9 protein-coding genes and 2 pseudogenes are annotated in these 15786 nt (G+C 52.6%); 4 read left to right on the forward strand and 7 right to left on the reverse strand.

Annotation, left to right across the window (positions count from 1 at the left end; translation table 11 throughout):
* Positions 1 to 15: 15 nt before the first annotated feature.
* Positions 16 to 402 carry an oxalurate catabolism protein HpxZ gene (hpxZ, locus tag AU511_RS09595; RefSeq protein ID WP_094109519.1) on the forward strand — a complete coding sequence of 129 codons (387 nt, stop codon included), beginning with the start codon at positions 16 to 18 and terminating at the stop codon, positions 400 to 402.
* A 77-nt stretch (positions 403 to 479) separates the two neighbouring features.
* Here the strand turns inward: hpxZ and puuE are convergent, their stop codons facing one another.
* From puuE to AU511_RS09610, 3 genes are read right to left on the reverse strand one after another with little or no spacing between them, the layout of a single operon-like run.
* The gene (gene puuE / locus AU511_RS09600; RefSeq protein ID WP_094109520.1) at positions 480 to 1430 is read right to left on the reverse strand and encodes an allantoinase PuuE; all 951 of its coding nucleotides are present in this window, start codon (positions 1428 to 1430) and stop codon (positions 480 to 482) included.
* A 41-nt stretch (positions 1431 to 1471) separates the two neighbouring features.
* The gene (locus AU511_RS09605) at positions 1472 to 2209 is read right to left on the reverse strand and encodes an aspartate/glutamate racemase family protein (RefSeq protein ID WP_094109521.1); all 738 of its coding nucleotides are present in this window, start codon (positions 2207 to 2209) and stop codon (positions 1472 to 1474) included.
* Entirely contained in the window at positions 2206 to 2931 is a 726-nt protein-coding gene (locus AU511_RS09610) for a GntR family transcriptional regulator (RefSeq protein ID WP_094100918.1), read from the reverse strand. The genes AU511_RS09605 and AU511_RS09610 overlap by 4 nt, the downstream gene beginning before the upstream one ends.
* A gap of 154 nt (positions 2932 to 3085) precedes the next feature.
* Here AU511_RS09610 and AU511_RS09615 point away from each other — a divergent pair, with 154 nt between their 5' ends.
* Positions 3086 to 4564 (forward strand): NCS1 family nucleobase:cation symporter-1, encoded by a 1479-nt coding sequence (locus AU511_RS09615; protein WP_094109522.1) that lies wholly within the window; start codon positions 3086 to 3088, stop codon positions 4562 to 4564.
* Between the two features lie 113 nt (positions 4565 to 4677).
* Here the strand turns inward: AU511_RS09615 and AU511_RS09620 are convergent, their stop codons facing one another.
* The 4 genes and pseudogenes from AU511_RS09620 to AU511_RS09635 all read right to left on the reverse strand — a co-directional run bounded on the left by AU511_RS09620 (position 4678) and on the right by AU511_RS09635 (position 12032).
* Positions 4678 to 6486 (reverse strand): glycoside hydrolase family 13 protein, encoded by a 1809-nt coding sequence (locus AU511_RS09620; protein ID WP_094109523.1) that lies wholly within the window; start codon positions 6484 to 6486, stop codon positions 4678 to 4680.
* Between the two features lie 507 nt (positions 6487 to 6993).
* Positions 6994 to 7413: pseudogene (tnpA, locus tag AU511_RS09625) on the reverse strand (IS200/IS605 family transposase); the annotation flags it as partial.
* A gap of 160 nt (positions 7414 to 7573) precedes the next feature.
* Positions 7574 to 9382, reverse strand: coding sequence for a glycoside hydrolase family 13 protein (locus tag AU511_RS09630; RefSeq protein ID WP_094109524.1), 1809 nt, complete (start codon positions 9380 to 9382; stop codon positions 7574 to 7576).
* Positions 9383 to 10235: 853 nt separating this feature from the next.
* Positions 10236 to 12032 (reverse strand): annotated as a pseudogene (locus AU511_RS09635) (glycoside hydrolase family 13 protein).
* A gap of 1319 nt (positions 12033 to 13351) precedes the next feature.
* On the opposite strand from AU511_RS09635, the gene proV reads away from it, so the two are divergent.
* Together proV and proW are read left to right on the forward strand one after the other, a co-directional pair.
* Complete coding sequence (gene proV / locus AU511_RS09645; RefSeq protein ID WP_094100914.1) at positions 13352 to 14554, forward strand: glycine betaine/L-proline ABC transporter ATP-binding protein ProV; 1203 nt, start codon at positions 13352 to 13354, stop codon at positions 14552 to 14554.
* Positions 14547 to 15689: a glycine betaine/L-proline ABC transporter permease ProW gene (gene proW, locus AU511_RS09650; protein WP_094109526.1), complete on the forward strand. Its 1143-nt coding sequence runs from the start codon at positions 14547 to 14549 to the stop codon at positions 15687 to 15689. Before proV ends, proW begins: the two co-directional genes overlap by 8 nt.
* Positions 15690 to 15786 lie beyond the last annotated feature (97 nt).

Genomic DNA, 15786 nt, shown 5'->3' on the forward strand with positions numbered 1-15786 from the left:
CGCAAGGAATCAGACATGTTGCAGCTCAACGACATCAACCTGCCCGACGTCCTGGAAGAGGTCAGCGCCGCCTTCTACCGCTACGAAAAAGCGCTGACCGGCAACGACGTCGAAGAACTCGACGCCCTGTTCTGGCACGATGCGCGCACCGTGCGCTACGGCGCGTCCGAGAACCTGTACGGCATTGAGCAGATCCGGGCGTTTCGCGCCGCCCGTCCGTCAGCCGGACTCGACCGTCAGTTGCACAATACGGAGATCACCAGCTACGGCCGGGATATGGCCGTCGCCAGCACTGAGTTTCGTCGGGCGCATTCAGAAAAGGTGGGTCGCCAGATGCAAACCTGGATCCGTACCGAGCAGGGGTGGCGCATCGTGGCCGCCCACGTCAGCCTGATGACGTAAACGCGCCGGGGAGCCTTGTGATGAAGACAGGCCGCGATGATCTAAGCGGCCTTTTTTATCTCTTGGCGAGGGCGGCATCAACCCCGATAGGGATGGTGCTGACGCCAGTGATCGGCGATATCCTGACGACGACAAATCCACACCTGGTCGTGCTGCTGTACGTAATCGAGGAAACGCTGCAACGCGCGGAAGCGCCCCGGCCGTCCCAGCAGCCGACAGTGCATGCCGATCGACATCATCTTCGGCGCCGTTTCCCCTTCTTCATACAGCACATCAAAACTATCTTTCAGGTAGGTCAGGAACTGGTCCCCACAGTTAAACCCCTGCGGCGAGGCGAAACGCATATCGTTGGCCTCCAGCGTATAAGGGATGATGAGGTGCGGCTGGGCCGCGCCGTCATCCCCCGCCACAGGCATCCAGAACGGCAGATCGTCGCCATAATAGTCGCTGTCATACTGGAAGCCGCCGTGTTCCACCACCAGCCGACGCGTGTTTGGGCTGTCGCGACCGGTATACCAGCCCAGCGGCGGGCGGCCGAACAGCGCCGTCATCGTCTCCACGGCCTGGGCCATATGCTGGCGTTCAATCTCCAGCGGCGTGTCCTGATAGTGGATCCACCGCCAGCCGTGGCAGACTACGTCGTAATTCGCCGCCGCGATCGCCGCCACGACGGCCGGATTACGCGCCAGCGCCATCGCCACGCCGAACACGGTCAGCGGCAGACCGCGACGCTGAAACTCCGCGTGAATGCGCCAGAAACCGGCGCGAGAACCGTACTCATATAACGAGTCCATCGACATATGGCGGTCCGGGTAACTGGCCGCGCCGATGATATCGGACAGAAACTGCTCGGAGCCTGCATCGCCGTGCAGCACGTGACTCTCCGCGCCTTCTTCATAGTTGAGGACAAACTGCACCGCGATACGCGCGCGTCCCGGCCACTGGGCGTGCGGCGGCTGGCCCGCATAACCTGTCAGGTCGCGCGGATAGTCCCGACCTTCCCGCAACGCTTGCGTCACTGTCTTCATGCTGAGTTCTCTTTTCTGTGGCTGAGGAGATGTAACCGGCGTCAGCGCAGCTGGCTGAACGGGCCGGTCAGCGGTTTGAGCAGCGGATAGTCGAGGTCGCCGTATTTGCTGGTGGTCAGCCCCATCCCGACCAAGGATTCAACCAGTTTGACCGCGGCGCTGACGCCGTCGATCACCGGGATCCCGAGCTCACGCGTCAATTCAACGGCCAGATCCGCCATGCCGCCGCAGCCCAGCACAATGGCGCCGGATCCATCCTTTTGTTTTGCTTGTATACACTGTTCACGCACTTTCTGTTGCGCCAATCCCTGTCCGTCTTCCAGCGCCAGCACCGGAAGGTCGATGGCATGCAGCGCGGCGCAGTGGCGTTCAAAGCCATACTGATGCAGCAGGTGTCGCGCGATGATCAGCGTCCGCGGCAACGTGGTGACGATAGAAAAGCGCGTCGCCACCAACGTCGCCATATGCATCGCGGCTTCGGCAATGCCGACGACCGGCGCGGCCGCCAGCTCGCGCGCGGCCAGCAGACCCGGATCGCCGAAGCAGGCGATAACGTGACCGTGCACGCCTTGCGCCTTGCCTTGTTGGATCTGCTCCAGCACGCCGAGGGCCGCGATGGCTTCATCGACATGTCCTTCTATCGATGGGGCGCCGTGAGACGGGCACACGGCCCGGATTTCGGTGTCCGGGTGCGCCGCTCGCCGGGCCGCTGCACCGATGGTCTCCGTCATTTCCCGGCTGGTGTTCGGGTTGATGACCTGAATCACACAGCCGCTCATGCTTTCACGTCCCCGTTGAGATGACCGAACAAGCGGGAGAAATCCGGCGCGACGCTATCGTCACGATCGAATCGCAGATGGGCGGTGATGTCATCGAAATGGCGCTGCATTTCCGACGTGAGCGCCGCCGTATTTTTGTCCCTCAGCAGGGCAATCAACCGCTGATGATCGTGACAGCGACACCCCTGCGGCCACGGTGCGCCATAGGCGGCAATCACCAGCGACGATCGCAGCGTGAGCTGAGACACCATGCCGGTCAATACTGCATTGCCGGAGATGGCCTGCAACTGAATGTGAAACGCGGCGGACAGACGGATCGCCTCCGCGCCGTTCTGATCCTGATGAGCTTGATCCTCCGCCTGCACGCCCTTTTCCAGCGCCGCGCAGTGGCTCGGCTGGCAATGCGCCACCACCTGCGGCAGGTTGGCGCACTCCAGCAGACTGCGGGTTCGGAAGATCTGCTGCGCTTCTTCCACCGAAGGCGTGGCGACCTGTGCACCACGCTTGGGCGCCAGGTTGATCATTTGCACTGCGGCAAGACGCTGCAGCACCTTGCGAATACCAGTTCGGCTTACGCCAAAGACGTCCGCCAATGCTTCTTCAGGTAATTTGGTGCCCGGCAGCAGCTGGTGTTCCACAATCGCATTCAGCAATGCGTGATAAATCACTTCGTCTTTTTGCTGAGAAAGCGTTTTATCTTCAAGACCATAGGTATAGTTCATCACGTTATCCCATTACCATTTCATGGCTAAATCGTACACCGCAATTGTCATTTATTGTATACAAAAAACAGATCATGGCCTGAATCCTGCAAAACACCTTTCGTATACACCATCGAGTGACGTTGACGTTAGGTTATCCAAAGGAGCAGATTCCATGCCAGAAAATACCTCATCGAACCGCACCGTGCGGACAGACTACAGCCCCAGGTTATGCAATGAGGATCTCGCGCCGGTACGGTCGCAGAACTGGTCCTGGTATAACATTTTTTCTTTCTGGATGTCCGACGTGCACAGTATGGGTGGCTACGTCGTCGCGGCCAGTTTCTTTACGCTGGGGCTTGCCAGCTGGCAGGTGCTGGTCTGTCTACTGGCCGGTATCGGCATTGTTCAGCTGTGCGCCAATCTGATCGCCAGACCCAGCCAGATGAGCGGCGTCCCCTATGCCGTCATTTGTCGTCAGGCCTTCGGGGTTTTCGGCGCGAATATCCCGGCGGTGATCCGCGGACTGATTGCCTTCGCCTGGTACGGTATACAAACTTATCTGGCCGCCAACGCGCTGATGCTGGCGCTGCTGAAGTTCTACCCCTCACTGATCGCGCTGACCGAACCTCACTGGCTGGGCCTGTCGGCTCTCGGCTGGATATGCTTCGGCACCCTTTGGCTGCTTCAGGCCATGGTGTTCTGGCACGGCATGGCGGCGATTAAACGGTTCATCGATTTCGCCGGTCCGGCAGTCTATGCGGTGATGTTGGGGTTGGCCGGTTGGATTGTTTACCAGACCGGCTGGGAGGGCATCTCCTTCACGCTGTCCAGTCAATCGCTGAGCGCGGGCGAGCAGCTGTGGCAGATGATTAGCGCCATTGCGCTGGTGGTCTCCTATTTTTCCGGGCCGTTGCTGAACTTCGGCGACTTTTCCCGGTACGGCAAGAGCATGCGCGACGTGCGCCGCGGCAATTTCTGGGGGCTGCCGGTCAACTTCCTGCTGTTCTCCATCGTGACGGTGGTGATCGTTTCCGGCACGCAGTCGCTGTTCGGCAAGATGATTACCGATCCGATCGAAACGGTGAGCCACATCGGCAGCGGCGTTGCCGTTGCGCTGGGTCTGCTGACCATGATTATCGCGACGATTGGTATCAATATTGTGGCGAACTTTGTGTCGCCGGCCTTCGACTTCTCCAACTGTTCACCACAGCGGATCAGCTTCCGCGCGGGCGGGATGATCGCCGCCGTGGGTTCGATCCTGCTGACCCCTTGGAACCTCTTCCAGTCGCCCGAACTGATCCACTATACGCTGGACGTGCTGGCCGCTTTTGTTGGCCCGCTGTTTGGGATCCTGCTGGCGGATTTTTATCTGATCAAAGGCGGGAAAGTACACGTCGACGATCTGTTTAACGCAACCCCGCAGGGGCGCTACTGGTATCGCCGCGGATTCAATCCCAACGCCATTCTGGCGCTGATCCCCGCAGTCGCCATCGGTCTTTTTATCGGTTTTGTGCCGTCGTGGCATGCGCTGGCCAATTTTAACTGGTTTATCGGCGCGGCGCTGGGCGCGAGCTGTTACCGCTTCCTGGCGCGTCATGAACGCAACCCGAGTTATCCGCTTCGTAATCTCTCGATGCCCGGACTGGAATAAAGTTCGGCATCACCCGACTCCGACGTCTGTTCCGCCAAAAAACATCCCGGCCTGAGCCGGGATGTGAGGTGCTGCGCTATGTCTGGCATAAACCCCATACCCGCATCGCGACATTATTTCAGTTTGTAGATCCCTGTCTGCCACGGTTGCAGATTGAGCACGGTGGCATTATCTGCGGGTTTGGCCTTTTCACCGCTTTCGAGCAACGTTTCGCCAATCGCCAGATGATCCGGCAGCGTGTAATCGATCGGATGTTCTTTAAAGTTGATCACCACCAGATAACGATCGCCCTTCATGGTACGCGTATACGCGAAGACATCGCGATTCTGCGGATCCAGATCCGCGTATTGGCCGTAGACCAGCGCCGGGATGCGGTGACGCAAAGCGATCATGTCACGGTAGTAGTTGTAGACCGAATGCGGATTGTCCACTTCGCTCGCCGCGTTGATCTCTTTATACGTCGGGTTCACCGTGTACCAAGGCGTACCGGTCGTGAAGCCCGCGTTTTTCTCGGCGCTCCACTGCATCGGCGTTCTGCTCTGTTCTCGCGAGGTGATGCGATAGTTCTTCAGGAATTCGTCTTCTTTGACTTTTCCGCTCTTAACCAGGCTGTCATATAACGCTTTGGTTTCAATATCGTGGTAGTCATCGATTGAATTGAACGGCGCATTGATCATGCCCAGCTCATCGCCCTGGTAGATGAACGGCGTGGCATGCTGCGTCAGCAGCAGCGTGCCCAGCGCTTTCGCAGAAAGCTCACGCCATTCCGGGCGATCGTCGCCGAGGGTGGAAACCACGCGCGGGTTATCATGGTTGCCAAGGAAAAAGGCCAGCCAGCCGTACTCGCCGCCAGATTCGTTTTCATGTTTTACCACTTCTTTCAGCTGCGGCAGCGTCCAGCCCTTGTAGTGCCATCTTTGCCCTGGATAGCGATAGAACATCACCGCTTCGAACATAAATGCCAGATCCATTTCATGGCGCCGTTGATCGACGAAATTTCTCATCCCCTCGGGTGGCACCGCAAAGGTTTCAGCGGCGAACGCCATATCTTTATGATGCGACAGAACGTGCTCGTTCATATCTTGGATATAACGGTGAACATTCGGCCCCTCACCATAGGTCGCTGCGGCGAACTCCAGTTGTTTCTGATTCAGATCCGGGAAGTCAGGCCATTTAGAGATGGTATTGATAGAGTCAAACCGCATGCCGGAGACCCCTTTCGACATCCAAAACTCCATGACGTCATACAGCTCTTTTCTCACCTGCGGGTTGCTCCAGTCGAGATCCGGCTGATGCACGCTGAAATAGTGAAGATAGTATTCGTCGGTCTTGGCCTCTTTTTCCCACGCTGAACCGCTGAAGATCGACGGATAGTTGTTCGGAACGCCGCCATTTTTACCTTCGCGCCAGAAGTAGTAGCTGCGATAAGGGTTATGGGTCGATTCTTTGCTTTTCAGGAACCACGGGTGTTGATCGCTGGTATGGTTAAACACAATATCGATCATCAGGCGCATATTGCGCTTTTTCATTTCAGCGACAAGCCGATCGAAATCTTCCATCGTGCCGAAGTCTGCCATGACTTTTCTATAGTCGCGGATGTCGTAACCGCTGTCTTGATTCGGGGAGTCGTAATGCGGCGTGATCCAGATGGCGTCGATGCCAAGGTTGTGCAAATAATCCAGCTTCTCAATTAAGCCGTTGAAATCACCGATACCATCTCCGTTGCCATCCTTGAACGAGCGGAGATAGACCTCATAAAAGACCGCTTGCTTCCACCAGACCGGGTAGTCGTCAGAACGTTGAATAACGGCGCCTTGGGAAGAAGCGGCTTTCGCAGGCTCCGCCTGAACCAGAGGAGCATTCCCGCACAGGCCAATACCTAGACTTATCGCAATTAGCGAGGCCAATCTCAGTTTATTCATATTTTTTTCCTTGCTGTAAACAATACGAAAATACAGTTTTTATTTTTCACGCCATAAAGGAATAACAATCAAAATCAAGTGAGAATCGTTTTAGAAAAATGAAACCACTTAAATATCGAAAAAAAATAGGCGCTTTGATTAATACCGCAGAGGGAATAAATAACTTATTATTAATAAAAAGACATATTTATATATCTGACGCAATCATTAACACCCAAACAAATAGGCATAATACAATATCATTATTATTTAAAAACAAGTAGCAAACGATAAGCCATCCCTTTGAAAGGACGTTATTTTTATAATGAGAACCCACCTTGATAAAAAATTAACAGACTTAAATGATATTAAGAAAATATCACTATGGGGACAAAAAACGGTACTTCATCTACACGACGAGTTAAGTATATATAAAAAGGTATTAATCAAAACATCGTATTTACTTATCAAGTAGTCAATAAAAACTCGTCGCCTGCGGGGAAGAGGCTCTCTACGAGCTCGAACGGCTACTTTGTCCAGATACCCGACATAACTGTGAATAATATCTTCACTCGTTTCTAGCGAGTCCATAAATATCTTCTTTGCCAGATGAGATCCCCCCCATAACTTTTTCTTCTTTCTCAGATAGGCAAAGTTTGCGAACAGCCTAATCACAGTTCGTCCTTCCACAACCCCTATCGAGTCTCAAACACTCAGGCTCGGCGGTGCTCTTACCACCAAATGGACATGATCTCTCTGCACATTAAGTTCTAGCACCGTGCATTTACTCACACTGCAATACACATAAATGCTTCGGTATAGCGCTTTCCCGAGATTGCCTTTAAGGATTTGGTGTCTGTACGTCGGGGTCCAAACGAGATGATGCTGACAGCGAAAAAATACATGTGAAGCGGATTCGTATCTGCTCGTGCTATTTACTCCCTTGATTTGCTGGCAACAAACTGGAGCAAAATTTAGCGACGGGCAAAGAGCCCTACAGGCACGATCATCACCTCCATAGGCGGAGGTGTAAGAATGAAAATAAAAACATCCCGGCCAAAGCCGGGATGTGAGGTGTGAAATGGCGCGAGTGCGCCAGCAGCGTGGGTTATTTCAGTTTGTAGATCCCCGTCTGCCACGGTTGCAGATTAAGCACGGTGGCATTGTCTGCAGGTTTGGCCTTTTCACCGCTTTCGAGCAACGTTTCGCCTATCGCCAGATGATTCGGCAGTGTGTAATCGATCGGATGTTCTTTAAAGTTGATCACCACCAGATAACGATCGCCCTTCATGGTGCGCGTGTACGCAAAGACATCGGGATTCTGCGGATCCAGATCCGCGTATTGGCCGTAGACCAGCGCCGGGATGCGGTGACGCAAAGCGATCATGTCACGGTAGTAGTTGTAGACCGAATGCGGATTGTCCACTTCGCTCGCCGCGTTGATCTCTTTGTAGGTCGGGTTCACCGTGTACCACGGCGTACCGGTCGTGAAGCCCGCGTTTTTCTCGGCGCTCCACTGCATCGGAGTTCTGCTCTGTTCACGTGAGGTAATGCGGACATTGTTCATGAAAAAGTCCTCCTTCACCTTTCCGCTAAGAACGAAATTCTTGTAGAACGCTTTGGTTTGGATATCGTTGTAGTCGTCAATGGACTTGAACGGCGCATTAATCATTCCCAGTTCGTCGCCCTGGTAGATAAACGGCGTGGCGTGCTGGGTCAGCAGCAGTGTACCTAGCGCTTTCGCGGAGCGCTCACGCCATTCCGGACGGTCGTCCCCGAGGGTGGAAACGACGCGCGGGTTATCGTGGTTGCCAAGGAAAAACGCCAGCCAGCCATACTCGCCGCCAGATTCATTCGCGTGTTGCACCACTTCTTTCAACTGCGGCAGCACCCAGCCTTGGTAATGCCACTTTTGGCCCGGATAGCGGTAGAACAGCACCGACTCAAACGTGAACGCCATATCCATTTCATGGCGGCGCTGGTCGACATAATCTTTCAGCGACGCTTGAGGCACGCCGAAGGCTTCGGCCGCGAACGCCATATCCTTATGATGTGACAGAACGTGCTCGTTCATGTCGTTGAGATAATGGTGAACGTTAGGCCCACTGCCATAGGTCGCTGCGGCAAATCCCAGCTGCTGCTGATTCAGATCCGGGAATCCTGGTTGTTTGGAGACGGTATTAATAGAGTCAAACCGCAGACCGGAAACGCCTTTGGATAGCCAGAACTCCATAATGTCGTAAAGTTCTTTTCTGACCTGCGGATTTCCCCAGTCGAGATCCGGCTGATGCGCGCTGAAGTAGTGAAGATAGTATTGATTAGTCTTGGCATCTTTCTCCCACGCCGGACCGCTGAAGATGGACGGGTAGTTGTTGGGCTCGCCGCCGTTTTTGCCATCGCGCCAAAAGTAGTAGCTGCGGTAAGGGTTATCGGTGGACTCTTTGCTTTTCAGAAACCACGGGTGTTCATCACTGGTGTGATTAAACACAATATCGATCATCAGACGCATATTGCGTTTTTTCATTTCAGAGACAAGCCGATCGAAATCTTCCATCGTGCCGAAGTCTTTCATGACCTTTTTATAGTCGCGGACGTCGTAGCCGCTATCTTGATTCGGGGAGTCGTAATGCGGCGTGATCCAGATGGCGTCGATACCCAGATTGTGCAAATAATCCAGTTTCTCAATCAAGCCGTTAAAATCACCAATACCATCTCCGTTGCCATCCTTAAACGAGCGAAGATAGACCTCGTAAAAAACCGCCTGTTTCCACCAGGTCGGGTAGTCGTCGGAACGCTGAATAGCGTCGCCATGAGGAGAGGTGACCTCCGCGGGCTCCGCCTGAACCTGAGGAACATTCCCCCATAGGGCAATACCTAAACTCATCGCAATCAGCGATGCCAATCTCAGTTTTTTCATTTCCTTTTTTCCTTGCTTGAAACAATAAGAAAAATACAGTTTTAATTTCTGATGTTATGGCGAAGGTATGTAAATACAGCGAGGTCGAGAATAGCACTACGAAAATAAGCTCACATCACTTTAATATTGAATTAATACTTAAAAACTCTATATTCATGAATTAGTAAAACCACAAAGAATACCTAAAAAAACATTACTGTTAGAGTAATAGCCATATTTTTATATTCACCCAAAAAAACCATTGGGTCAGTTATCATTGAATCAAAAAACGTCTCGTTGCGTGATTATAAGGAATCCATATTCGGTGTAATGAAAAAAAACAATTAAAATCAACAAACAAAACCTGCACTTCCCTTTCAACGCATCTACACAGCAAGGACATGGCCTCATCACGGCAACCTCATTATCCCTCAGGGATAACGCTGAAAATTTTTTTGCCACTGTGTTTTGCAAATTTATATCGCTGACGTGGTGAGTTACCTTTCAAACAAAATCACAATCTCGCCGATAGAAAGCATATTCCGTTAATTTTATTTATCCGCTATTACCACCGTACAGGAAACAATCAGAATGATTCCATTCATTTCGTTACACTTATTTACCGATAACTCACGCCGGTACTTTTTCAACGGGTAAATACATCTTTCCCTCTGCGAGTTTAATAGCCTGAGGGACATAGTGAAGAAATGAAAACAGGGTGAATACGGCGGGTGAGTTGCCGCAATAAGCGGCCTCAGAGGTCACAACCGCATCGATGCAGCCATACGTTTCGCCACGCGCTACAGCCGGCTCGACGTGAGCGTAAGGCAGCACAGCATGGCGAAGACGTGTTTAGTTAATCTGTATCGTCAAATTAGTTCAGCTGGTAGATGCCAGACTGCCAGGGCTGCAGGGTAAGCGAAGACGCATTATGCGCCGGGGCGGCTTTCGCGCCGCTTTCGATGAGCGCTTTATCAATCGTTAGCGCTTGCGGCAATGCGTAATCCATCACTTTTTCTTTGAAGTTGATCACGACCAGATACTTAGCCTCTTTGGTGGTCCGGGTATAGGCATAGATGTCATCGTTCTTCGGCGCCAGATCGGTGTATTTACCGTAAGTGAGCGCAGGCGTTCGATGGCGCAGCGCGATCAGCTGTCGGTAGTAGTGGTAGATGGAATCATCATGTGCGACCTCATTCGCGGCGTTGATCACTTTGTAGTTTGGATTCACCTTGATCCACGGCGTGCCCGTCGTGAAACCGCCATTTTTCTGCGCATCCCATTGGAACGGCGTGCGAGCATTATCTCGTGTCGTTTTTTTAGCGTTTTCCAAGAACCAGGTGGCCTTGACCTTGCCGGTCTCCACAACGTCTTGCCAGGAGCCCTTGGTTTCGAGATCATCAAACTCCGAGATAGATTTGAAGGGATAGTTGGTCATGCCCAGCTCTTCCCCTTGATAGATGAAGGGCGTCGCACGCTGCGTCATCTGAAGCGTCGCCAAAGCCCGAGCGGACAGGCTTCGCCACTCCTCGCGATCGTCGCCGAAAGCCGATACCGCGCGTGGATTATCATGATTTCCCAGGAAGAACGCATTCCATCCATGCTCTCCCGCGACATCATTCATGTTTTGCACCACCTGTTTGAACTCGCTCAGCGTCCAGTCGCGGTAGCGCCATTTCTCAGTCATGTGGCGATACAGTAGGATCAGATCGAATGTGAAGACCATATCCAGCTCTTCCCGACGCTGATCGACGTACAGAGGAACCTGTTTGAGCGGTACGCCGAAGACTTCACCCGCCGTCACGATGTCGGGGTACTGAGACAAGACCTGGGTGTAGATCTCATGGATGTACTTATGCAGGTTCGGCCCCTGCGTGTAGGTTACTGCATAGTGGGTGAGTTCCTCAGGCGTCAGGTCGGGAAAACCGGGGAACTTGGAGTAGGTGCCGACCGTGTCGAAGCGCAGACCGGAGACCCCTTTGTCGAGCCAGAAACGGACGATATCGTAGAGGTCGTGCCGGACTTTCGGGTTGTCCCAGTTCAGGTCCGGCTGATGTTTGCTGAAGTCGTGGAGATAATATTGACCGGTCTTGGCATCTTTTTTCCAGGCTGAACCGCCAAAGAACGAGTGATGATTGTTCGGCGGTCCCCCGTTTTTACCCTCCTGCCAGAAGAAGTAGTCGCGGTAAGGATTGTTCTTCGACGAACGACCTTTCTTAAACCACTCATTTTGGTCGCTGCTATGGTTAGTCACCACATCGATCATTAAACGCATATCGCGTTTTTTCATTTCAACCATCAAACGATTGAAATCTTCCATTGAGCCATATTCACTCATGATTTTTCTATAATCACGAATGTCATAACTGCTATCGGTATTCGGAGAATCATAATGTGGCGCCATTCAAATGGCATTGATACCTAAACCTTTTAAATAGTCCAGCTTCTCGATAATACCTTGGATGTCCCCAATACCATCTCCATTCGTGTCCTTGAAGGAACGTGGATATATCTGGTAGAAAATAGCTTCTTTCCACCATAAAGGATAATCACGGGATTGCTGTATTGACGCGGTTGCGGGAGCACTCTCGGCTTTCGCCGGGTTGAAACTGTTTAAAATAATAATACTCAGACTCATAGCCATAAGCGATGTTAGTTTCAGTTTGGTCATATCATTTTACTTTAATCTCCAACATGTTACTAGCATAACTATTGCTAATGCTTTTTCGATTTAATTAAAAGCGATGTCGAGAGTAGCATCATGAAAATATGCATACATCTCTTTATTTTTTAATAAATACTCATCAATTAATTACTATTTAAATGTTTCAATTTGCATTCAATTAAAATTGAAACTTTTAGTATTATTCATGAGTTATTTTTATTTGTGGATAGATTTAATTTAGTACCATTAATTAATTTTCTACATTTATCCGCATAATGCCTTTTTAATTAACTCAGTATTTTCTTGCATTTTGATTTATTGGCCGGGAAGTCAATATGGCAAACACGTAACAGATCAGGTGCCAAAGAACAGCGAGGAAGATGACCAATGAAGGGGGGAGGTTTTCCGCCTTAGCACGACGGAGAGGGGGGATAATTAAGCAAAAAGCGATGGCTGGCGACAGAGGCGAAATTCACAACACGAAACGCATACCTAAACGCCGAAAATCACCTGTTCGATCGTTCTTCGAGAAAGGGGCGTCACCGCTTAACCTTTGGCAACGGGCAAGCCGGGCGTCGACGACAGACGTCATCATGGATTGGGAGCCGGGGGGCGGCATCGCGCCTCTTGCAAGACGCAGAATCGACTACTCTTAGGATTGCTTTTTGATGAAGACCCAACGCGTGGCGATGTTTTCCCCGAACCTCACAGTTCTCGGCGTTCGCCGCGTCGTGGCGTGACGCTGGGCAAAATAATGCCTTGTATTTCTGGAAAATACGCAAAGTTTATCTATTATATCTCAGGAATATTATCCATCGCGTAAAGACAATCACATTTACAGTTCGCCGACTACTGGCAACATCCCGGTGCAAAAAACCATCCATATGCTGTTGTTATTTTAGCAAACCGGTGCTAACACCTTCAGTAACCGGCCTTTTTTTCACCGAAAGTCGCGTGGCTACACCCTATTTATTCATGCCGAAATAAATATTGCGAAACCGCAATATTGTGGCAAGGGAAACATATTTCTACCTATCAATACAGAAATGTGCTAGAAGCCCACAATAAATTGATTTTTATCGTTTTTTTATTTGTTTAATATTATTAATGGTTTCTGGATTCAGATATTTATCGACGATGATTTACGGTATAAAAACACCTAAAAAAGTCGAAAATAAGGAGGGGGCGAAATTACTCAATCCGGCTCTAGGGGTTGTCTCAAATCGTTATTATGGTAGGGTGTACGGCTGTTTTATCGTTAACAGGGCAGATCTATAGCGCATAACATCAAAGCAATATCGTCACTATAGGAACTAACCAATTTCATGGCAATTAAACTAGAAGTAAAAAATCTCTACAAAATATTCGGCGAACATCCTGACCGTGCATTCAAGCTGATGGACAAAGGCTTAAATAAAGATCAGGTGTTTGAAAAGACCGGACTCACGGTCGGTGTGGAAAACGCCAATCTGGCCATTGAAGAAGGCGAGATATTTGTCATCATGGGATTATCCGGCTCGGGAAAATCCACGCTAGTACGCCTTCTCAATCGTCTGATAGAACCTACGCGCGGCCAGGTGCTGATCGACGGCGAAGATATCGCCCGAATCTCAGACAGCGCCCTGCGCGACGTTCGCCGCAAAAAAATCAGTATGGTGTTTCAGTCCTTCGCGCTGATGCCCCATCTGAACATCCTCGACAACACCGCATTCGGTATGGATCTGGCGGGCATCCCCAGAGCGGAGCGCGAGCAGAAAGCGCGCGACGCCTTGCAACAGGTTGGACTGGAAGCCTACGCGGCGTCCTACCCTGACGAGCTGTCCGGTGGGATGCGTCAGCGCGTGGGCCTCGCTCGCGCATTGGCGAACGACCCAGACATCTTGCTAATGGATGAGGCGTTCTCGGCGCTCGATCCCTTAATCCGTACCGAAATGCAGGATGAGCTGGTCAAGTTGCAGTCTCGTCAGCAGCGTACCATCGTGTTCATTTCCCATGACCTCGACGAGGCCATGCGCATCGGTGACCGTATCGCCATCATGCGTAACGGTGAAGTGATTCAGGTGGGAACGCCGGACGAGATTCTGAACAACCCGGCCAATGACTACGTGCGCACCTTCTTCCGCGGCGTCGACATCAGTCAGGTGTTCAGCGCCAAAGATATCGCGCGCCGCCGTCCGGTCGCCATCATCCGTAAATCGCCCGGCGTGGGTCCGCGTTCCGCGCTGGCCATTTTGCAGGAAGAGGACCGGGAGTTCGGTTATGTGCTGGAACGAGGCCAGAAATTCATCGGTATCGTATCGATTGAATCTCTGAAAGCGGCCCACAAGGCGCAACTGCCGCTAGACCAGGCGTTACTGTCCGAACCGTCTCCGGTTCCCGCCGACATGCCGCTCAACGAGCTGATTTCCCTCGTGGCGCAGGCCCCCTGCGCTATACCGGTTGTCGGTGAAAACAACGAGTACATGGGCATCATCTCTAAAGGGATGCTGCTGCAGGCACTGGATAAAGAGGGCTCACTGAATGACTGATGCGACTAACCCGTGGGAGTCAACCACGACCGCTGAACAAGCCGCCCAGCAACCGGCCGCCGCACCGCAGGCCGATCCTTGGGGCGCAGCTCCCGCCCCGACCGACGGCGGCGGAGCAGATGCCTGGGGCAACGCCGCTCCGCCCGCCGGAGGCACCGATGTTCCCGCTGGGAGCACCGACTGGCTAAGCAGCGCGCCGGCACCGGAACCCGAGCACTTTAGCCTGCTCGATCCGTTCAAACACACGCTGATCCCGCTGGATAGCTGGGTGACTCGCGGCATCGACTGGCTAGTCATGCACTTCCGCCCGGTGTTCCAAGGCGTGCGCGTGCCGGTCGACATTATCTTGAATGCCTTCCAGCAGCTGCTGATGGGAATGCCGGCACCGGTTGCCATCATCGTATTCTCGCTGCTGGCCTGGCAGGTCTCCAGCTTCGGTATGGGGATGGCGGCGTTTATCTCCCTGATCGTGATTGGCGCAATCGGCGCATGGTCCCAGGCGATGGTCACGCTGTCTCTGGTGCTGACCGCCCTGTTCTTCTGCGTCCTCATCGGCCTCCCTATGGGGATTTGGCTGGCGCGCAGCGAGCGGGCTGCAAAGATTATCCGTCCGCTGCTGGACGCCATGCAGACAACGCCTGCGTTCGTCTATCTGGTACCGATCGTCATGCTATTCGGTATCGGCAATGTCCCGGGCGTGGTGGTGACCATAATCTTTGCGCTTCCGCCGATGGTCCGTCTGACCATCCTGGGTATACGTCAGGTCCCAGCCGACCTACTGGAAGCCGCGGCGTCGTTCGGCGCCAGCCCGCGTCAGCTGCTGTTTAAAGTTCAGCTGCCGCTGGCGATGCCGACCATTATGGCCGGGGTCAACCAAACGCTGATGCTGGCGTTGTCGATGGTGGTTATCGCCTCCATGATCGCCGTCGGCGGTCTGGGACAGATGGTGCTGCGCGGCATCGGCCGACTCGATATGGGGCAAGCAGCGATTGGCGGCGTCGGGATCGTCATCCTGGCTATTATCCTTGACCGTCTGACTCAGTCTCTTGGCCGCGACAAGCGCAGCCGTAACAACCAGCGCTGGTTCAACAGCGGTCCTATCGGTCTGCTGGCCCGTCCTTTCATCAAGTCCTGATGCTCTGACTCTCGTGACCGGCTCCGGCCGGTCACATCAAGATAAATAATCATAATGACAGGGGCGCAACGTGTCCCCGACATCAACAAGAGGAATT

This window comes from Lonsdalea iberica, assembly GCF_002111585.1.
In the GTDB taxonomy this organism is placed as follows: domain Bacteria; phylum Pseudomonadota; class Gammaproteobacteria; order Enterobacterales; family Enterobacteriaceae; genus Lonsdalea; species Lonsdalea iberica.

Bases quoted from the DNA above. Each gene is read 5' to 3' on its own strand.
- hpxZ (WP_094109519.1), top strand. From the start codon at position 16: ATGTTGCAGCTCAACGACATCAACCTGCCCGACGTCCTGGAAGAGGTC.
- puuE (WP_094109520.1), bottom strand. From the start codon at position 1,430: ATGAAGACAGTGACGCAAGCGTTGCGGGAAGGTCGGGACTATCCGCGC.
- AU511_RS09605 (WP_094109521.1), bottom strand. From the start codon at position 2,209: ATGAGCGGCTGTGTGATTCAGGTCATCAACCCGAACACCAGCCGGGAA.
- AU511_RS09610 (WP_094100918.1), bottom strand. From the start codon at position 2,931: ATGAACTATACCTATGGTCTTGAAGATAAAACGCTTTCTCAGCAAAAA.
- AU511_RS09615 (WP_094109522.1), top strand. From the start codon at position 3,086: ATGCCAGAAAATACCTCATCGAACCGCACCGTGCGGACAGACTACAGC.
- AU511_RS09620 (WP_094109523.1), bottom strand. From the start codon at position 6,486: ATGAATAAACTGAGATTGGCCTCGCTAATTGCGATAAGTCTAGGTATT.
- AU511_RS09630 (WP_094109524.1), bottom strand. From the start codon at position 9,382: ATGAAAAAACTGAGATTGGCATCGCTGATTGCGATGAGTTTAGGTATT.
- proV (WP_094100914.1), top strand. From the start codon at position 13,352: ATGGCAATTAAACTAGAAGTAAAAAATCTCTACAAAATATTCGGCGAA.
- proW (WP_094109526.1), top strand. From the start codon at position 14,547: ATGACTGATGCGACTAACCCGTGGGAGTCAACCACGACCGCTGAACAA.